Annotated in this window: 18 protein-coding genes; 12 read left to right on the forward strand and 6 right to left on the reverse strand. The window is 74.0% G+C overall.

The window, feature by feature from the left end:
* Positions 1-7 precede the first annotated feature (7 nt).
* The 5 genes from AB0411_RS11695 (at position 8) to AB0411_RS11715 (ending at position 7131) form a co-directional block, all read left to right on the forward strand.
* Positions 8-2890 (forward strand): NHLP bacteriocin export ABC transporter permease/ATPase subunit, encoded by a 2883-nt coding sequence (locus AB0411_RS11695; RefSeq protein ID WP_366417395.1) that lies wholly within the window; start codon positions 8-10, stop codon positions 2888-2890.
* Between the two features lie 110 nt (positions 2891-3000).
* A complete protein-coding gene (locus AB0411_RS11700; RefSeq protein ID WP_366417085.1) occupies positions 3001-3459 on the forward strand; it encodes a cyclic nucleotide-binding domain-containing protein in 459 nt (152 codons plus the stop codon).
* A gap of 734 nt (positions 3460-4193) precedes the next feature.
* Positions 4194-5261: an ABC transporter substrate-binding protein gene (locus AB0411_RS11705; protein WP_366417086.1), complete on the forward strand. Its 1068-nt coding sequence runs from the start codon at positions 4194-4196 to the stop codon at positions 5259-5261.
* Positions 5261-6346, forward strand: coding sequence for a FecCD family ABC transporter permease (locus AB0411_RS11710; protein WP_366417087.1), 1086 nt, complete (start codon positions 5261-5263; stop codon positions 6344-6346). Before AB0411_RS11705 ends, AB0411_RS11710 begins: the two co-directional genes overlap by 1 nt.
* A complete protein-coding gene (locus AB0411_RS11715) occupies positions 6343-7131 on the forward strand; it encodes an ABC transporter ATP-binding protein (protein ID WP_366417088.1) in 789 nt (262 codons plus the stop codon). Before AB0411_RS11710 ends, AB0411_RS11715 begins: the two co-directional genes overlap by 4 nt.
* A 150-nt stretch (positions 7132-7281) precedes the next feature.
* Here AB0411_RS11715 and AB0411_RS11720 read toward each other — a convergent pair whose 3' ends face one another.
* On the reverse strand, positions 7282-8235 hold the full coding sequence (locus AB0411_RS11720) for an L-tyrosine/L-tryptophan isonitrile synthase family protein (RefSeq protein WP_437041727.1): 954 nt from the start codon (positions 8233-8235) through the stop codon (positions 7282-7284).
* A complete protein-coding gene (locus AB0411_RS11725; protein WP_366417089.1) occupies positions 8229-9494 on the reverse strand; it encodes a cytochrome P450 family protein in 1266 nt (421 codons plus the stop codon). The genes AB0411_RS11720 and AB0411_RS11725 overlap by 7 nt, the downstream gene beginning before the upstream one ends.
* Before the next feature lie 259 nt (positions 9495-9753).
* On the opposite strand from AB0411_RS11725, the gene AB0411_RS11730 reads away from it, so the two are divergent.
* The 3 genes from AB0411_RS11730 to AB0411_RS11740 are packed head-to-tail and all read left to right on the forward strand — an operon-like array spanning position 9754 to position 12916.
* On the forward strand, positions 9754-10035 hold the full coding sequence (locus AB0411_RS11730; protein WP_366417090.1) for a hypothetical protein: 282 nt from the start codon (positions 9754-9756) through the stop codon (positions 10033-10035).
* Positions 10032-12449: a heavy metal translocating P-type ATPase gene (locus AB0411_RS11735; protein ID WP_366417091.1), complete on the forward strand. Its 2418-nt coding sequence runs from the start codon at positions 10032-10034 to the stop codon at positions 12447-12449. The genes AB0411_RS11730 and AB0411_RS11735 overlap by 4 nt, the downstream gene beginning before the upstream one ends.
* Positions 12446-12916: a copper chaperone PCu(A)C gene (locus AB0411_RS11740; RefSeq protein WP_366417092.1), complete on the forward strand. Its 471-nt coding sequence runs from the start codon at positions 12446-12448 to the stop codon at positions 12914-12916. The genes AB0411_RS11735 and AB0411_RS11740 overlap by 4 nt, the downstream gene beginning before the upstream one ends.
* An 88-nt stretch (positions 12917-13004) precedes the next feature.
* Here AB0411_RS11740 and AB0411_RS11745 read toward each other — a convergent pair whose 3' ends face one another.
* The gene (locus AB0411_RS11745) at positions 13005-13598 is read right to left on the reverse strand and encodes a sigma-70 family RNA polymerase sigma factor (RefSeq protein ID WP_366417093.1); all 594 of its coding nucleotides are present in this window, start codon (positions 13596-13598) and stop codon (positions 13005-13007) included.
* A 49-nt stretch (positions 13599-13647) separates the two neighbouring features.
* Between AB0411_RS11745 and AB0411_RS11750 the strand changes: the two genes are divergently transcribed.
* Positions 13648-13923, forward strand: a complete 276-nt coding sequence (locus tag AB0411_RS11750) for a zf-HC2 domain-containing protein (protein ID WP_366417094.1) — start codon at positions 13648-13650, stop codon at positions 13921-13923.
* Between the two features lie 213 nt (positions 13924-14136).
* Here AB0411_RS11750 and AB0411_RS11755 read toward each other — a convergent pair whose 3' ends face one another.
* From AB0411_RS11755 to AB0411_RS11765, 3 genes are all read right to left on the reverse strand, one after another.
* Positions 14137-14907: a PE-PGRS family protein gene (locus AB0411_RS11755; protein WP_366417095.1), complete on the reverse strand. Its 771-nt coding sequence runs from the start codon at positions 14905-14907 to the stop codon at positions 14137-14139.
* A 197-nt stretch (positions 14908-15104) separates the two neighbouring features.
* Positions 15105-15320: a ferredoxin gene (locus AB0411_RS11760; protein WP_366417096.1), complete on the reverse strand. Its 216-nt coding sequence runs from the start codon at positions 15318-15320 to the stop codon at positions 15105-15107.
* Between the two features lie 4 nt (positions 15321-15324).
* Complete coding sequence (locus AB0411_RS11765; protein ID WP_366417097.1) at positions 15325-16515, reverse strand: cytochrome P450; 1191 nt, start codon at positions 16513-16515, stop codon at positions 15325-15327.
* A gap of 113 nt (positions 16516-16628) precedes the next feature.
* On the opposite strand from AB0411_RS11765, the gene AB0411_RS11770 reads away from it, so the two are divergent.
* The 3 genes from AB0411_RS11770 to sbnA all read left to right on the forward strand — a co-directional run bounded on the left by AB0411_RS11770 (position 16629) and on the right by sbnA (position 19207).
* A complete protein-coding gene (locus AB0411_RS11770) occupies positions 16629-17273 on the forward strand; it encodes a TetR/AcrR family transcriptional regulator (protein WP_366417098.1) in 645 nt (214 codons plus the stop codon).
* Positions 17274-17419: 146 nt separating this feature from the next.
* Entirely contained in the window at positions 17420-17824 is a 405-nt protein-coding gene (locus tag AB0411_RS11775; protein ID WP_366417099.1) for a hypothetical protein, read from the forward strand.
* Between the two features lie 435 nt (positions 17825-18259).
* Positions 18260-19207 carry a 2,3-diaminopropionate biosynthesis protein SbnA gene (gene sbnA, locus AB0411_RS11780; protein WP_366417100.1) on the forward strand — a complete coding sequence of 316 codons (948 nt, stop codon included), beginning with the start codon at positions 18260-18262 and terminating at the stop codon, positions 19205-19207.
* The last annotated feature ends 2 nt before the right edge of the window (positions 19208-19209 follow it).

The raw sequence follows: 19209 nt of genomic DNA on the forward strand, positions 1-19209 counted from the left end.
GTCATCCATGCCCCCGCCCGCGGTCGTGGGACCGGGCGACACCGACGCGGTGACGCACGCCCTGGGCGGCCTCGGCACGCCCGTCGACTGCACCGGACTGCGCCATGTCCCGCTGGAGGGCCCGCATGTGCTGTGGCTCGTCACCGGCGGATCGCTGGACCTCTTCGCGGTCGACGCCGCCGAGGAGGGCCACTGGCACTTCCTGGGCCGCCTCGAAGCGGGCACCCTCCTGCTGGGCCCGGTCGCCGGCCCGCACCATACCCTGCTCGGCCGGCCCACCCAGGACTGCCGGCTGCGCCGGATCCCGCTGCGCGAACTGCCCCGCCACGACTACGGCGAGTACGGCGACACCGGGTCGTTTCCGCAGTACGGCGCGCAGGACGGCTACGGCCAGGACGCCGCGTACGGAGCCCGGGCCGAGGCGCCCTCCGCGCTGGAGCACGCCTTCGCGCTGGGCACCGCCCGCAGCCTGGGCGTGCTGTTCGAGGCACCGCTCGACGGCCGGCCCGCCGACGAGGCGGTGGCCGACGACGACATCCTGTGGATGCCCGTCCCGCCCGGCAGCGTGCAGTACGGCGCCACCTACAGCGCGGAGGCCGCCGGCGACCTGCTGGTGGACCCCGAGCTGTGGCAGCAGATGGTCAATCAGCAATACCGGCTGCTGTCCGCCGTCGACCGCTGGATCGAGCAGCTGGAGCGCGCCCACGAGGACCGCACGGCAGCCGGCATCAAGGCGGGCGAGGCCGTCCGCGAGCGGGCCGACCAGGCGCTGATCGCGTCCATCGGCCGCCAGGACCGGGGACGGGGCGGCGCCGGGACGGACCGGGCCGGCGACGACGCCACCTTCGCGGTCTGCCGCACGGTCGCCGAGGCCGCCGGGATCACCCTCACCGAGCCGCCGAAGGGCGCCGCCGCCAACGACCGGATCACCCCGGTCGAACGGATCGCGGTCAGCTCGCGGATCCGCACCCGCGCCGTCCGGCTCCAGGGCAGCTGGTGGCGCACCAACACCGGACCTCTGGTCGGTCACCGCGCCAAGTCCGGCGCCGCCGTGGCGCTGCTGTGGCGCCGGGGCCGCTACGAGGCGGTCAACCCGGCCTCCGGGCTGCGGATGCGCATCGGCAAGGACAACGCCGACGCCTTCGAGCCGCGCGCCGTGATGTTCTACCGCCCGCTGCCGGAGCGGCCCATGAGCCTGTGGCGGCTGATGCTCTTCAGCCTGCGCGGCACCCGGATGGACCTGCGGAACCTGGCCCTCGCCGGTCTGGTGACGGTGGGCCTCGGCGCCCTCGTCCCGATCGCGACCGGCAAGGTCCTCGGCGAGTACGTGCCCAGCGCCGACAAGAGCCTGATCGTGCAGGTCTCCCTGGCCGTCGTCATCACCAGCGTCGTCTCCGCGGCCTTCATGCTGCTGCAGAACCTCACCGTGCTGCGGATGGAGGGCCGGATCGAGAGCGCGCTGCAGCCGGCGGTGTGGGACCGGCTGCTGCGGCTGCCGACGAAGTTCTTCACCGAACGCTCCACCGGCGAGCTGGCCAGCGCGGCGATGGGCATCAGCGGCATCCGGCGGGTGCTCTCCGGCCTCGGCCCGGTGGCCGTGCAGGCCACGACGGTCGGCGCGATGAACCTCGTGATGCTGCTCCTGTTCAGCGTGCCGCTGGCGCTGGCGGCCGTCGCCATGCTGCTCGTCATCGGCGTGGTGTTCCTCGCCATGGGCCTGTGGGAGCTGCGCTGGCAGCGACGGCTGATCAAGCTCACCAACAAGCTCAACAATCAGGCGTTCCAGACCCTGCGCGGACTGCCCAAGCTGCGGGTCGCCGCGGCCGAGAGCTTCGCGTACGCGGCCTGGGCCCGTGAGTTCGCCCGCTCCCGCGAACTCCAGCAGAAGGCCGGCCGGATCAAGAACCTGACCACCGTCCTCAACGCGGTCTACCTGCCGCTCTGTTCGCTCACCATGTTCATGCTGCTGGCCGGGCCGGCCCGCGGCAGCATGTCGGCCGCCTCGTTCCTCACCTTCAACACCTCGGTGACCATGCTGCTGACCTCGGTCACCCAGATCACCGGCGCCTTCATCTCGGCGGCCGCCGCGATGCCGATGTTCGAGCAGATCAAGCCGGTGCTGGACGAGAAGCCCGAGGTGCGCGGAGCCAGCGCCCAGCCCGGCGCCCTGACCGGCGGCATCGAGGCCAAGAAGCTGTCCTTCCGCTACACCGACGACGGGCCGCTCGTCCTCGACGACGTCTCCTTCCAGGTACGGCCCGGCGAGTTCGTCGCCGTCGTCGGCCCCAGCGGCTGCGGCAAGTCGACCCTGCTCCGGCTGCTCATCGGCTTCGACAAGCCGACCTCGGGCCATGTGCTCTACGACGGGCAGGACCTGGCCGCCCTGGACCAGGCGGCGGTCCGCCGCCAGTGCGGGGTCGTCCTGCAGAACGCCCAGCCGCTCACCGGCTCGATCCTGGACTGCATCTGCGGTGCCGAGTCCTTCACCCAGGAGGAGGCCTGGGCGGCCGCCGAGATGGCGGGACTGGCCGAGGACATCAAGCGGATGCCGATGGGGCTGCACACCATGATCGCCGGCGGCGGCGCCATCTCCGGCGGCCAGCGCCAGCGGCTGATGATCGCCCAGGCGCTGGTCCGCCGCCCGCGGATCCTGTTCTTCGACGAGGCCACCAGCGCCCTGGACAACGAGACCCAGCGCATCGTCATCGACAGCACCCGCAAGCTCAGCGCCAGCCGCCTGGTGATCGCCCACCGGCTGTCCACGGTCATGGACGCGGACCGGGTGATCGTCATGGCGGACGGCCGGATCGTCGAGCAGGGCGCCCCGGCCGAGCTGCTCGCCGACACCGGCGGCCGGCTGCACGATCTGGTGCGGCGCCAGATGACCTGACCCGCCCGGACTCCACCGGGGCCCACCCCGTCAGCCGCCCCGCCGGGCCGAGCCTTCCCGCAATCCCCGCAGACCTCCGCATATCGTGCAGGGAGCGAGCGGAGGACGCGATGGCCACCAGCAGACACCTGTTCCATGCGATGCCGCCCGACCGGCGCCGGCGCCTGACCGACATCGCCGTCGAGGTGTCGCTGCCGCGCGCCACCCGCCTCTTCGAGGAGGGCCACAGGGCGGACCACTTCTGGATCATCCGCAGCGGACAGGTCGCCCTCGACCAGCGGGTCCCCGGGCGCCGCGCCGCGGTCGTCGAGACGCTCGGCCGGGACGAACTGCTCGGCTGGTCCTGGCTGTTCCCGCCCTATCTGTGGCACTTCGGCGCGGAGACCGTCGGCCCGGTCGAGGCCGTGGAGTTCGACGCCAAGGTGGTCCGCGCCCTGTGCGAGTCCGATCCCGTCCTCGGCCGGGCGATGTACCGCTATGTGGCCGAAACGGTGGCCGACCGGCTGCACGGCACCCGCGTCCGCCTGCTGGACCTCTACGGCCCCCAGGGCAGCGGCCTCGACCCCTGACCGGCGCGCGGGCGGGCCCCTGAGACGGATGACGGCCGACGCCGTGTCCCCGCGGCGGGACGAGCGGCCTCCGGGCTCTCCGCCGCCCCTCCACGGGTACGGCGGCGAGCCGAACGCCCGGACCGCGGGCCCCGTCGAGCAGCCCGGCGAGGGCGCTTGCGGCCGCCGGACGCGCGGCGCCCTCCAGCAGCCCGCGGACCAACGAGCGGGACGGCGTGCGTCGTTCGGCGGCGAGGGCTCGCCCGCTCGTCGCGGTGGGTCTCGGTGACCGCCCGTACGATCGGCTGCTCGGCTGCTCGGCTGCTCGGCTGCTCGGCTGCTCGGTCGCGAACAGCCGCAGCCCGTGCCGCGCGGTCGCTGCGATCTCCACATCCTTGACGCCGGCGGGGAGTTCGGCGGGGCCGTGCAGTCGCGCGAAGGCGTCCCGGGACATCCGCCGGGCGAGGGCGTTCACCCGGCCCGCGCTGCGCACTCGCCCGGGGCGCGCAGCGTGGGCCGGCGCCCGCACGGTGCCCGACAGCGGCGTGACGGCCGCATCGACCACATCGGCCGCAGCCGCCGTCCCGGACTCCTCGGCCGGCCTGCGGCCCGCCGGGAAAAGGCGACCCGGTCCGGAACCGCCCCCGCCGCCCGTCCGACTACCTGTGCCGGGTCGCACCTGCGGCCCGTCGGCCGCCGCGGCGGCGCGGCGAGACGGCCGGTGCACCGGCCGGTGAGGGTAGGGGAGAAGCGTCATGCGTCCTGGGAAGTTGTGCGGTGTGGCGGTGGCTGTCGCGCTGACCGCCACCGCGTGCGGGGGCAGCGGCACCGGCTCCGGCACGGGCACGGACAAGGGCGCCCGCGAGCCGGGCTTCCCGGTGCGGATCGCCGACTGCAAGGGCGTCACCACCACCTTCGCGTCCGCCCCGCGCAAGATCGTCACCAGCAATGCCGCCGCCCTGGAGATGCTGCTGCGGCTGGGGGCGGGCGACCGGGTCATCGGGACCGGGTTCCCGCCCCGCGAGGGAGCCCTGCCCGGCGACCTGGGCGCGCAGGCCAGGAAGGTGCCGGTGCTGGCGAAGTCCGTGATCCCCAAGGAGAAGCTGCTCGGCTCCGGCGCCGACCTCTACATCGACACCTTCGCGTCGATGAGCACCATGGGCCGGGCCGGTGACGCGCCGACCGAGGAGGAGTTCGCGGCGGCGGGCATCAAGCACCTCTACCTGGCGTCCACCGCCTGCGCGCCGATGGCGGACACACCACAGCGCGACCTGTCCGCCGTCGAAGGCGACATCAAGCGGCTGGGCGCGGTGACCGGCACCGCGCGGCGGGCGGACGCACTCGTGGCGCGGATGCGCGCGAAGGTCGACACGGTGCACAAGGCGGTGGGCGCGCTCGCCCCCGCCGAGCGGCCGACGTACTTCTTCTTCGACTACGACGCGGGCACCAAGCAGCCCGTCGCCGTCTGCCGCAAGCAGGTCGCCAACGCCGTGATCGCCGAGGCCGGCGCGCGCAATGTCTTCGACGGCTGCGACGGGGACTTCAAGCCGGTCTCCTGGGAGGACGTGGTCGCCGAGAACCCGGACTGGATCCAGCTCGGGGTGCGCGACCGGGGCGACGCCGCGGCCGACGCCAAGGCCTTCGACGAGGCGGCGGCGTTCCTGAAGCGCTTCCCCGCCACCAAGGGGCTCGCCGCCGTGCGCCAGGGGAAGTTCCTGCGGATCGGCTCGGAGCGTACGACGATCGCGGGCGTCGGCACCGCGGACACCGTCGAGGAGATCGCGCGCACCATCCATCCCGGACGGTTCGAGGCGGCACGGTAATGGCATCGGCCGTCGCCGGTCCGCCCGGACACCAGGAGCAGGCGCAGCGGTCCGGGCGCCGCACGCCGCCCGCCGGGCTGCTCGCCGCGGGGCTCGGCATCGCCGTGGTGGTGGCGCTGACCGCCGCGGTCTCGCTGGGCTCCACCGATATCGCGCCCGCACACGTCTGGTCGGTGGTGTTCCGCAGGCTCGGCGGGGCGCCGCCCCGGCCGGGCACCGACGACCTGATCGTGTGGCAACTCCGGTTGCCCCGGGCGCTGTTGGCGGCGCTGGTGGGCGCGGGGTTGGGGCTGGTGGGTACGGCGACCCAGGCGCTGGTGCGCAATCCGCTGGCGGATCCGTATCTGCTGGGCATCTCCAACGGCGCCTCGCTCGGCGCGGTCGCCGCCATCGTGCTGGGCGCCGGCGCGGGCGGTGCCCTGGGGCTGGGGCTCTCGGCGGCGGCCTTCGCCGGAGCGCTCGCCTCGTTCGCGCTGGTGTGGTGCACGGCCCGGCGCGGCGGGGGCTTCTCGCCACTGCGGCTGGTGCTGGCCGGCGTCGGCATCGGGCAGTTCCTGTCCGGCTTCACCAGTTACCTCGTGCTCCAGGCCGGCGACGAACAGCAGACCCGCAGTGTGCTGTTCTGGCTGATGGGCAGCCTGAGCGGGGCCACCTGGAGCGTGCTGTGGCTGCCGGTGCTCGCGGTCGCCGCCGGGCTGGTGGCCCTCCAGGCGCGGGCCCGCGCCATGAACGCGCTGCTCATGGGCGACGAGACCGCGGCCGGGGTGGGCGTGGACGTCACCCGGCTGCGCCGGGAGCTGTTCGTGGTCACCAGCCTGCTGACCGGTGTACTGGTCGCGGTCTCCGGAGCCGTCGGCTTCGTGGGCCTGATGGTGCCGCACCTGTGCCGGCTGGTCATCGGCGGCGACCACCGCAGGCTGCTGCCGCTGTCCGCGCTGACCGGGGCGCTGCTGCTGGTCGTGGTGGACATCGTGTGCCGTACGGCGCTGGACTCCCAGGAACTGCCGGTGGGGGTCGTCACCGCGATGATCGGGGCGCCCGCCCTGCTGTTCGTCCTGGACCGGCGGATGGAGGCGGGCCGGTGAACATCGCGATCGAGGATCTGCAGGTCGCCTATGCGGGCCGCGACGTCGTGGCCGGAGTGCGGCTGATGGCGGCGGACGGCGAGATCGCCGGGCTGGTCGGCCCCAACGGCAGCGGCAAGTCGACCGTGCTGCGGACCGTCTACCGGCATCTGCGGCCCACCGCGGGCCGGGTGCTGCTGGATGGTGCCGACCTGCGCACACTCACCCCGGCGCAGACCGCACGCCGGGTCGCCGCGCTGCCGCAGGAGCGCGGCAGCGACTTCGAGCTGACCGTGCGCGAGGTGGTGACGATGGGCCGCACGCCCTTCAAGCGGGCCTTCGCGGGCGACGACGGCACCGACCGGGAGAGCGTGGCCCGCGCCCTGGCCGCCGTCGGGCTCGCCGGGCAGGGCGCCCGCCGGTTCTCCGCCCTGTCCGGGGGCGAGCGCCAACGGGCCCTGCTGGCACGGGCCTTCGCCCAGGAACCCCGGGTGCTGGTGCTGGACGAGCCCACCAATCACCTCGATGTACGGCACCAGGTGGAGCTGCTCGCGCTGCTGCGGGCGCAGCGCCGTACGACGCTGATCTCGCTGCACGACCTGAATGCGGCCGCGTCCCTGTGCGACCGGCTGCATGTGCTGCACGCCGGGCGGGTGGTGGCCTCCGGCACGCCCCGCGAGGTGCTGACGCCACCGTTGCTGGCCGAGGTCTTCGGGGTGCGGGCCGCGGTGACCGAACATCCGCTCACCGGCGACCCGTTGATCGCCTTCGACCACCGGGAGGCGTTGCCCGCCGGGGCCGGCTGACCGGGCGCCGCGCCGGGAAGGGGGCCGGGCGCGCCCTGATGGGGGCCGGCGCGCCCGGGGGGCGGGGCGGCCACGGCCCCGCCGGCGACGGGAGCCCGGCACCACCCCGCCCCCCGGCCCGGGCGGCAGCACGCAGCAGCCAACCCGCCCTCACACGGCGACGAAGTGGCTCGGCCGCCCCCGGCGGCACACCAGCCGACCGAGCCGCTCGGCCTTCGCGCGGTGCAGCAACTCCCGCCGTCCATCGCGGTGTTCGAGCACACACGAGTGCCACGGCGTCGTCCACACATCGGGCGCGTCGAGCAGCCGGATGCCGAACTTGGCCGAGTCCCGGGGCTGCGGATGGATGGAGAGCCGGAAGGCGCCCGGGTGGTGCGCGCCGACCAGGTCGCCCCAGGCCCGGCTGCGCTGCATCACCGCGTAGGCGCGGCGGCGGCAGTCGCGCTGCAGCGCCGAGCGGGTGCCCGGGAACGCGACGGAGTCCTCGAAGAGGAAGCGGGTGATGCCCTGGTACAGGCGGCGCGTCGGTTCGTCGCTGCGCGTCAGGGACCGCAGCGTCTCCAGATCCGGCGCGTAGTGCTCGTGGACCAGGGCCCGTCGGGCGTCGTGCGACAGCCGCTGCCCGTAGACGTCGCGCAGGTCGAAGACGTCCAAGTGGGTCAGGCCCTCGTCGTGGACCATGGCGCGCAGGGCGTCGGCGTAGGCGTCGATGTCGCGGTCGGGCACCCGGATGAGATCGCTGAAGACATGTCCGTCCGAGCAGATGACCACCCGCGCCCCGGGCGGGTGGACGGCCTCGATCCGGGCGCACAGGGCGTTCAGGAAGCGCAGCGCCAGCCGTTCGCCCTCGTCGGGCAGGTGACCGAGCACCTTGGCCGGGTTCGGCGACTTGCAGGGGAAGCCCGGGAGGGTGAGGACGACCGGCTCGCCCGCGGCCACCGGCGACGCGAGCTGCCGCAGTTGGGCGGGGAAGGCGTCCGGGGTGTCATCGTGGCAGGTGTCCAGGGTACGGCGGTGGGGCAGCAGCTCGGCGAGCACCGGCCCGGGGCCGTCCGGGTGGCCGGCGGCCGGTGCGGGAAGCGGCCGGGGCGGGCTGGTCAGCACGCGGCATCCGGCCCGTCCGCGACCGGACACCCGGCCGGCGCGCCGTACGTCACCGGCAGCCGGTCCACCCCGCGCGCCAGTACCGCCGGGATCCAGCGCAGTTCGCCGTCCGGGACGGCGGGCCGCAGGCCCGGCAGCCGTCTCAGCAGGGTGCCCAGGGCGATCTGGAGCTCGATCCGGGCGAGGGCGGCGCCGGGGCAGAAGTGGGTGCCGTGCCCGAAGGCGAGATGCGGGTTGGGGGTGCGGTCGAAGTGCAGGGCGTCGGCGTCGGGGAACTGCCGGGCATCGCGATTGGCCGCACACAGCGACACGATGACGGAGTCGCCCGCCGGGACCCGCGTCCCGTGCAGATCGGCGTCCTCGGCGAAGAACCGCCAGGTCGTCAGCTCGAACGCGCTGTCGTACCGCAGGAGTTCCTCGACGGCGCGGGGCAGCAGCTCCGGCCGGGCGGCCAGCGCCGCCAGGTGGTCCGGGTGGCGCAGCAGGGTGACCAGGGCGGTGCTGATCTGATTCGTCACCGGCTCCTGCCCGGCGACCAGCAGCTGGAAGATCATCGAATCCAGCTCCTCCCGGCCGATCCGGCCGTCGTCGCGGGCGGCCACCAGCCGGGAGAGCAGATCCTCGCCCCGCTCACCGCGCTTGTGGACGACGAGATCGGCGATGTACTGCTGCAGTCCGCGCAGCCGCGCCTCGTACGCCGGGCGGCCCGGGTCCGACGGCCCCACGGGCTGGACGACCTTGCCCCAGTCCCGGTCGAAGCGCTCCTCGAACTCCCCGGGCAGCCCGATGACATGGGCCAGCACCTGAAACGGGAAACGCCCGGCGAAGACCTCGACCAGATCGGCCTCGCCGGCGTCCGGGAGGCCGTCGAGCAGGGCGTCGGCCATGGCCTGGAACCGGGGGCGGAGCCCCTCGACGCGCTGCGGCGCGAAGGCGTCGGTGATCAGCCGGCGCAGTACGGTGTGCCGCGGCGGGTCCTGGTGGAGCAGATGCACCTGGAGCTGGGAGTGCTGGGGCTCGGGCATGATCGAGGCACGGGCCCGCCAGGCGGCGTTGCCCCGCGCATGGTGCTTGCCCAGCCGGGTGTCGGTCAGCGCCCGATGCGCGGCCTCGTAGCCGGTCACCAGCCAGGCACGGACCCCGCTGGGGAACCGCACGCGGTGGACCGGGCCGCGCTCGCGCAGCTCGGCGTACAGGGGATAGGGATCGCGGGTGTACTCCGTCCCGTACAGGTCGATGGGATCGGGGGGTGTGGACACGGTGTCCTCCTCAACGGGCGCCGGTGCTGGCGAACCGCGCCCGGGCGGCGCGGCGTTGGAGAGGTCGTGCGCGGGGCGCGTCGAGTTCCCGCCGGAATCGGGGAATTCGCCCGGGTGTTCCGCGGATGCGCCGGTGTCCAAACCCAGTTAGTCGGGCCCGCGGGGCGGGGAGTTCCGGCGCGGGAACGGGAGGAACCTCACCCCCCGACGGGCCCCGGATCGCCCGCTCGGGGCCGCCTCCACCTGCCACGATGACGCGATGTCCCGCTCTTCGGCCGACCGCAGTCGGCGCTCTCTCCGGCAGGCCGTCCCCCGGCTGCTGCCCGCACGGTCGGTGCTCGGCTTCCTCGTGCTGCTGGCGCTGCTCGGCGCCCTGTCGTACGCGGCCGGCGCCGCCGCCGGCCCGGTGGCCCCCGATCTGCACCCGGCGGGCGGCACCCGCACGGGAGGCGACGCGCCCGCCCACGACGGGGACATGGGCGGGATGCACGGCATGGGCGCCGGGGCTCCCCGGCCGGTGACGGGGGGAGGGCCGCGATGACGTCGTCGTCCCGCTCCGACGCCCCGTCGGCGGCCCCTTCCGAGACACCGGCCCCGGCCCGTACCACCACCCTCACGGTCGGCGGGATGACCTGCGCCGCCTGTGTGGGCCGGGTCGAGAAGAAGCTCGGCCGGCTGGACGGCGTCGCCGCCACGGTGAACCTCGCCACCGGCCGGGCGACGGTCAGCCATCCCGCGACGGTGTCCGTCACCGACCTGGTCACCACCGTCGAGGCGGCCGGATTCACCGCCCGGCCCCACGACCCCGCCCCGGCGCCGGACGCGGAGGACCGGCCGCCGGCTGCCGACCGGCCGTCGCCCGCCGACCGTCCGGACGACGGGGACGACGCCGCCCGCGCCGAGCGGCACCGGCTGCTGGTGACCGCGGCGCTCTCGCTGCCCGTGCTGGTCCTGTCGATGGTGCCCGGCTGGCAGTTCCGCAACTGGCAGTGGCTGTGCTTCGTGCTCGCCGCGCCCGTCGCCGTGTGGGGCGCCGCGCCCTTCCACGCCCGTGCGCTGCGCGGCCTGCGGCACGGCGCGGCCACCATGGACACCCTGGTCTCCCTCGGCGTCGTCGCCTCCTTCACCTGGTCCGCCTCTGCGCTCTTCCTCGGCGGGGCCGGGGCGCCCGGCATGACCATGCCGTTCAGCCTGCTGCCCGCCACCGGCGACGGGACCGCGCACCTCTACCTGGAAGCCGCCGTCGGCGTCCCGCTGTTCGTGCTGGCCGGGCGGCGGATGGAGGCCAGGGCCCGGCGCGGCACCGGCGCCGCGCTCCGCGCCCTGGCCGAACTCGCCGCCAAGGACGTCGAGGTGCGCCCCGACGACGACAGCGAGCTTCCCCCCGGCGAACAGGGCCAAAAGCGGGGGAGGCGCATCCCGGTGGACCGGCTGCGGGCCGGTGACCGCTTCCTGGTCCGGCCCGGCGAACGCGTTGCCACCGACGGCACCGTCGTCGAAGGCGGCTCCGCCCTGGACCTGTCCCTGATCAGCGGGGAGAGCCGCCCCGTGGAGGTCGGTCCGGGCGACGCGGTCGTCGGCGGCGCGCTCAACTCCGGTGGCCTGCTGGAGGTACGGGCCGACGCGGTGGGCGCCGGCACCCAACTCGCGCGCATCACCCGGCTCGTCGAGGACGCCCAGACCGGCAAGACCAAGGTCCAGCGGCTCGCCGACGCGGTCGCGGCCGTCTTCGTCCCCGCCGTCCTCACCGTCTCCGTCACCGTCCTGGGCTTCTGGCTCGGCGCCGGGGCCGACCCGCAGTCCGCGATCACCGCGGCGGTGGCCGTCCTCGTCGTCGCCTGCCCCTGCGCGCTGGGGCTGGCCACCCCCACCGCGCTGCTGGCCGCCACCGGCCGGGGCGCCCAGCTCGGCATCCTGGTGCGCGGGCCGGAGGCGCTGGAGCGGCTGCGCCGGATCGACACCGTCGTCCTCGACAAGACCGGCACCCTCACCACGGGCCGGATGAGCGTCACCGCCCTCACCGCACGCACCGGCGGACTCGACGCCACGGAGGCGCTGCGGCTGGCCGCCGTCGTCGAGCAGGGCTCCGAACACCCGCTGGCCCGGGCGATCGGCGCCGACGCCGCCGCGCGGCTGCCGGACCGACCGCTGCCGCCCGTACGGGACTTCGCCGCCACCCCCGGATACGGCGTCCGGGGCACGGCCGACGGGCACCGGGTGGAGGTCGCCCGGCCCGGCGACCTCACCGGCCTGCCCGCCCCGCTGCCGGAGGCGGTGCGCACCGCCGAGAGCGCCGGTCACACCGCCGTCCTCGTCACCGTCGACGGCACCCCGCAGGCCGTCCTCGCGGTCGGCGACACCCTCCGTCCCGACGGCTACCGCGCCGTCGACCATCTGCGCCGCCTGGGGCTGCGGCCGGTCCTGGCCACCGGCGACCGGGACGCCACCGCCCGCGCGGTCGCCGGCCACCTCGCCATCACCGAAGTCCACGCCGGGGCGAGCCCCGAGGACAAGGCCGCCCTCGTCACCACCCTCAAGGAGCAGGGCGCCCGGGTCGCCGTCGTCGGCGACGGCGTCAACGACGCGGCCGCCCTCGCCCTCGCCGACCTCGGAATCGCCATGGGCAGCGGCACCGACGCCGCGATCGGCGCCGCCGATGTCACCCTCGTACGCGAGGACCTCCAGGCGATCCCCGACGCGGTCCGCCTGGCCCGGCGCACCCTGGGCACCATCCGCGGCAACCTCGTGTGGGCCTTCGGCTACAACCTCGTCACCCTGCCGCTCGCCGCCGTCGGCCTGCTCAGCCCGATGCCGGCGGCCGCCGCCATGTCCGCCAGCTCACTGCTCGTCGTGGGCAACAGCCTCCGGCTGCGCGCCTGGCGGCCGGGCGGACCCGGCAGCCGGGACCGCCGCCCCCACGGCCGCCGCACCCGACCCCGTGGGGAGTCCTCATGACCCGGCCGTCCGTCCCGTCCGTCCTCGTCCCGCTGCTCACCGCCCTGGTGACCCTCGGCATGCTCACCGCCTGGACCGCCGCCGGGAACGCCGGCCGGCCGGCGGAGCTGAGCATCCCCGAGGGGCGGGTGCTGATCCCCTCGGGGGCCGAGGCCACCGCCGCGTTCTTCACCCTGCGCAACACCGGCGGCGCCGACGACGTCCTGACGGGTGTCACCGGACCCGCCGGCCACCGCGCGATGCTCAGCCGCACCGTCGACATCGGGCGCAACGCCCGGAGCATGGCGATGGTCCGCGCCGCCACCGTCCCGGCGGGCGGCACCCTGACCATGACGCCGACGACCCTGGACGTGATGGTCAGCCCACCGCCGCGGCTCGCGCCCGGCGACCGGCTCACCTTCACGCTGCACTTCCGCGACAGCCCGCCGCGGACCGTACGCGCCCGGGCGGTACGCCCCGGCCGGTGAGCCCGCCGGCCACCGGATGCCACGGGGCTCATGGACCGGCCCTCGCCCGTCCATGAGCCCCGTCGTCACTCCCGCGGGCCGCGCCCGGTCAGGCCACGGCGTCCGCATAGACGGGCGGCACCTCGGCCGGTTCCGGGCACTCCGCCTCGGTCAGCAGCGCGACCAGCGTCTCGCGGGCACGTGCCACCCGGGACCGCACGGTCCCCACGGGGCAGCCCATCACCCCGGCCGCCGCCGCGTACGGCAGCCCCAGCAACTGCGTGAGCACGAACGCCTCCCGCCGCTGCGGCGCCAGCGCCGCCAGCAGTTCGGCCAGCGCGACGCCCTCGTCGAACCCCGGCACGCCCCGCGGCTGCACCCGCTCGGCGGCCGTCTGCCAGTCGTCCGTCGCCGCCAGCCGGGGCCGCGCCGCGAGGGACCGGATGCGGTCCGCGACCACCCGCCGGGCGATGGTCAGCAGCCAGGTACGCGCCGACGACCGGCCCTCGAACCGCGGCAGGCTGCGCAGCGCCCGCACATAGGTGTCCTGCACCAGGTCGTCGGTCGCCTGCGGATCACCGCTGAGATGTGTCACATAGCGCCGCACATCGAGCTGGGTGGCCCGCACGAACTGCTCGACGGCGCGCTCGTCCCCGGTACGGGCGGCCAGTGCCCAGCCCGTCACCGCCTCGTCATCGCGCATACCGCGACCGCCCCTCGCCGCGCGGCCGTGCGTCGGGGAGGATGGGCGCATGCACTGCTCGCGCATCCGTACGGCACTCTCGGCCCGCCTCGACGGGGAGGAACTGCCCCCCGGACTCACCCCCGGCCGGCTCGACGACCACCTGGCCGGCTGCCGGGACTGCCGACAGTGGGATGCGCAGGCACGGGCCCTCGCGGCCGGCCTCGACCGCGTCGCGCACCCCGGGGACGACCCGGCCGCCGCCGATGCGCTGCTCGCGCGGCTGCGGTCGGCCGCCGGACCGGGGGCGACAGGTGCCGACCCGGGCGGCAAACGGGCCGGTTGACGCGGTGGCCGGCGGACACCCGCCGCCGTCGGCCGGTGCGCCGGGAACGGACGCGGGCAGCAGCGCCACCGGCATCCGGACATCGATCATCATCTGGAGTCCTTCGCATGATCCGGTCGCCGCGCGCGGCGGGGACCGGTGACGTCGGAGCCGGGACGCCGGCGGGTGCGCTCGGCACCCGCCCGTCCACCGGCTCGGGATCACGACCTGCTGTCAGCAGACAGCCGGCTCATGCGGCGGACCCCGCAACGACCTCGCATACGCGAGCAGCAACTGCCGCACCGCACGCCGCGGCTCCTGACGGGCGGCGCGGACGGCGGGCCGCGGATCGGGCAGCAGGATCCGCAGGACGAGCACCAGCGGGGCGAACAGCCGGGCCGACACGGTCCGAACGAGCCGGAACGCCGCCCGTTCGCCGCCCCACAGCCACGCCGCGCCGAGCAACGCGACCAGCAGGTGGGCCGCGAGCATGCCGGTGGCGCTGCCGTGCATCCCCGGCATCTGGGCGGCGTGGTCCATACCGCCCATGGAGCCCATGTGCGGCATGGACTCCATGGAGCCCATGTCCTGCACGTCGTGCGGACGCCCCGTCGAGGACATGGCCGCCATCTGCTGACGCATCAGCTGCATCAGCCGTGCGCCGTCGGGACCGGAGAGCGGTGTGCCCTCCGCCCCGCACAGCAAGCTGTCCGCCCACTGGCGCGCGAGCGAGCGCTCGCCGCCGGCGGCGACCGCCTGGCCGAACGAGAAGGCACTGTGCAGGGCGGCCTGGGTGCCGACGGTCAGCAATCCCACCCACAGCGGCCCGCGTTCCCGGCCCGCACAGCACCAGCCGACGGCCGCGGTCCCCGCCCATGCGGTGAGCAGTATCCACGCGGGCACCACGGCATCCGACATCGCCATGTGCCCCAGCGCGGCGAGCAGCACGCACACCGCCGCGAACACCGCGGCGCGTAGCCCTCTGAGAACCTGCCCCGCAACCATGACAGGCCCATCGTCGCACCCCGGCCCCGGAGCCGGAGCGGGAGGGGCCCCACCTGCCACGCAGGGGCCGGTGCCGGCAGGCCACGGGCGGAGTGCGGGGCGGGGAACCGGACACGGGACAGGGGCGCGGCCCGACGCCGCGCCCCGTCAGATGCTCCGTGCTCTCCCGTACCGTGGTGGTGCCGTTGCCGCCGCGTCTAGGGCCGGGGCCCGATGACCTTCTCGCCGTCCCGGACCGTGATGGCGACGGCCGGGCAGACATCGGCGGCGTCCAACGCCCGCTCGTCCTCGTCGATCCGCTCGCGCAACGGGCGGGCGTGCGTGCCGTCCAGGGTGAAGAGGTCCGGCGCGACGGCGGCGCAGGATCCCGAGGCCATGCACCGCAGGGGATCGATCTCCACGTGCCAGGTCATCGCTTCACCACCCCACCGGCATGACCCGCGGCCCGCGCACCAGCATCTGGCTCTTCCACTCCACATCGCCGGCCAGCCGCAGTTCGGGGAAGCGGGTGATCAGGGCGAGGAGCGCCTCCTGGAGCTCCAGCCGGGCCAGCGGCGCGCCCAGGCAGTGGTGCACCCCGTGGCCGAACCCGAGGTGCTGGTTCCCGGTCCGGGAGATGTCCAGCGTCCCCGGTCCCTCGAAGCGCAGCGCGTCCCGGTTGGCCGCGCCCACCGCCACCAGGACGGGGGTGCCGGCCCGGACCAGGGTCCCGCCGACCTCGACGTCCTCCGTCGCATAGCGCGGCTGGCTCGCGCCACTGCCGAGCGGGACGAACCGCAGCAGTTCCTCCACGGCCCCGCCGATCAGCTCCGGCCGCTCGCGCAGCAGGGCGAGCTGGCCCGGGTGGTCCAGCAGTGCGAGAACGAAGTTCGGGATCTGGGTGGCGGTGGTCTCGTGCCCGGCGACCAGGATCCCGACGCACAGGTCGACGAGTTCGAGTTCGGTCAGCCGGTCGTTGACATCCCGGGCGTCGATCAGCGCCGTCATCAGGTCGTCCTGCGGCGCGCGCCGGTGCTCCTCGATCAACTGCCGCATATAGGAGCGCAGTTCCTCCTGATTGGCGTCGAACTCCGCCGCGGTGAGGGAGCTCGTCGACAGCGCGGCGTCGCTCCATACCCGGAACCGCGGCCGGTCCTCGGTGGGCACCCCCAGCAGCCGGCAGATCACCGCGACGGGGATCGGCAGCGCGTAGCGGTCCACCAGGTCGGCGGGCGGCCCGGCCGCCTCCAGCTCGTCGAGCATCTCGTGCGCCAGCTCTTTGACCTGGGGCCTGAGCTTCTCGACCTGACGGACGGTGAAGGCCTTCGCCACCAGCGTGCGCAGCCGGGTGTGGTCGGGCGGGTCCATGCCCAGGATGCCGCTGTCGCGGCGCCCTTCGGACTGCCGGGGCTCGTCGTGCCGTACGCCCTCGGCACGGCTGAAGCGCTGATCGCCCAGGACGAACCGGGCCTCGGCGTACCGGGTCACGAGCCAGGCCGGCTCGCCGTACGTCATCCGCACCTTCAGCAGCCCGGGGCGATTGCGGGCGTGTTCGTACTCTTCGGAGAGCTCGAGGCTCTCGGCGACATTGAAGGGGTAGGAGAGGGGTGCTGTGTCGGCTGTGGTCATGGTGACCTCCCTTGTGTAAGCACCTGCTTACAAAAGGTAGGCCGCCCTCCTCGGGGCGGTCAACGATGCATTGTGGCCGTCATCCTGACGGGCCAACGGAGAGGAGCGTGGCGATGGCCAAGACCCCGCAGCACGGCGCGGCGAGCACGACCCGCCGGGACGCACAGGGCACCCGGCTGCGGTTGCTCGATGCCGCGTCGGGGCTGTTCGCGGAGCGTGGCTACGAACGGGCGACGGTGCGCGACATCGCGGACCGCGCCGGGGTCAACCAGGCCCTGCTGTTCCGCTACTTCGGATCGAAGAAGGCGCTGTTCGGGGAGGTGATGGCACGTGGCGGCCATGAACAGCTGCGCACCACCCCCGCCGAGCGGCTGTTCGAGGTCGCGCTGCGCGGCATGCTGGCCGGCGGCAGGGAGGGCGCCGACCGTTCGCTGGAGGTGTGCCTGCGCTCCATCGGCGGCAGCGACGAGATCGCGGGTGCGCTCCGGGGGCTGGGGGAGGAGTACGCGGCGGTGCTCGCCACGCTCTCCGAGTCCGATACCGGCACGCTGCGGGGCGATCTGGCGCTCTCCTGGCTGCTCGGAATTGGCCTGATGCGTGTGGTGGTCGGCAAGGAGCCCCTGGTAAGCGCCGACCCCGACACGGTGTGCCGGCTCGTCGTGGGCGCACTGGGCGGGCTGTTGGAGGGACTGCCGCAGGCCGGGGAGGCCGGTGACGGCGGGGGAGCCGACGGGCGGGACGGCCCGGCTCGGGGGTGACCTGGCGGGGCGCGGCACGGCCTGTCGCCGTGTGTGCTGCGTTCCAGTGACTCTGCGGCGGGGCGCGGGTCGGTGGGCAGAAGTCCGCTTATTGTCACTTTTGCAGAGAATATTCTTTTTCTGCACAGTCGAGTGAAGGTGGAAACATGCTCCGTTCGATCCCTCGCGGCCTTGCAGTGGCCGGCCTGGCCGCGGCTGCCCTGGTGGTGCCGACGGCAGGCGCCGCCACCGCCGCAACTCCGGTCCCCCAGGCCGCACAGAGCCCCAAGTGCTTCTCGCACCACCACTGCGACAGGGGCCGCTACGGCGACCGGCATCACAACCGACACCACGGCCGCCACCACGGCCGCCACCACGGCCGCTTCGGGCACGGTGGCCACGACGGCTACGACGGCGTCGGCCGCGACAGCCGCAACGACGGCTTCGGCCGGGACAGCGGCTACGAGCGCGACGGCTTCGGACGCGACGGGGTGGGCCGCGACGGGCTGGGCCGCGACGGCGCCCTGGGCAAGGACGGGCTGCTCGGCCTGGGGCTGCTCGGCCTCCTCTAGGACCTGACGGCACGTCATGCGGTGGGCCCGGGATCGTGATCCCGGGCCCGCTGCATGCCGTGCCGCATGCGGATTCCACTGAATCCCCCGGGGCGAAGGGGGACGTGTCGCCGGCGGTCCCGCGCGGGAGTGGCCGCCCGATAACGGGAAGAATTCATTCCGCCATGGCCGCCCCACGATTCGCCTTTCAACGTTTCTCGTTTTCCGTTGAATCGTTGTCAGGGGGCTTGCGGAGTGGCAGGATTGTCCTGTCGCATCGCGAATGGGGGAAGTGCGACCAACGGGGACGGGGGAACGGTCCCTTCTGCGTAGCGCACCTGACCCGTGCGCCGACCAACAAGCCCATGGGCACCTCGCTTCTGCGAGCGCGCTTGTTTTGCGCCGCCCAATTTAACGGTTTGGATTCTGGTGATAGCGGAAGAAGTTTATGATCTCGTGCTGGATGATCTCTTCATCCGGCTCGACCAACTGGTGCCGGGGAGTTCCGTTTTCCTCAAACTGGAAGGTCTCAATCCTGCTGGTTCGGTAAAGCTCAAGACCGCTGTCGCACTCGTGGAGGCGGCCGAGGATTCCGGGCACTGCTTTCCGCGGACCCGGCTGATCGAGTCGACGTCGGGAAATCTCGGCGTCGCTCTGGCCATGGTGTGTGCGGCAAAGGGCTATGCGCTGACCTGTGTCACCGACCCCAACGCCACCCGCCAGTCGCGGCGCCTGATGGAGGTGCTCGGCGCCGAAGTGGTCGTCATCGACGTCCCGGACGCCCAGGGCGGCTATCTGCAATCACGTATCGACTACATCGGCGAGCGCCTGCACCGTGATCCCGGCCTCCACTGGCTGAACCAGTACGCCAACCCGGCCGGGCCGCGGGCGCACCGGGACCGTACCGGCCGTGCGCTCCTGCGGGAGATCGGCCACATCGACTACGCCTTCATCGGGGCCGGCACGACGGGGACGCTGATGGGCTGCGCGGAGTACCTCCGCCGGCACAGCCCCGTCACCCGGATCATCGCGGTGGACGCCGCGGGCTCCGTGACCTTCGGCGGGCCGGCCGCCCGGCGCCACCTTCCCGGCCTGGGGACCAGCAGGCGCCCGGAAATACTGGACACGCGGAACATCGACGACGTCGTGCTCATTCCCGAAGCGGATTCCGTCGGCATGTGCCGGATGCTGGCCGAAGAGCGCGGACTGCTCCTGGGAGGGTCGACCGGCACGGTCCTGTGCGCCGTCCAGGACGCGGCCAAGAACATTCCGGACGGCAGTGTCGTGGCGGCGATCTCACCGGACTTCGGCGATCGCTATCTGGAGACCGTCTACAACGACGCATGGGTGGCCGAACGCTGGCCTGCCATATCCGGCCACAAGATATCTCAGGCACCGGCCTGAGT

Origin of the sequence: Streptomyces angustmyceticus, from assembly GCF_040701845.1 — a bacterium.
GTDB classification, from domain to species: domain Bacteria; phylum Actinomycetota; class Actinomycetes; order Streptomycetales; family Streptomycetaceae; genus Streptomyces; species Streptomyces angustmyceticus_A.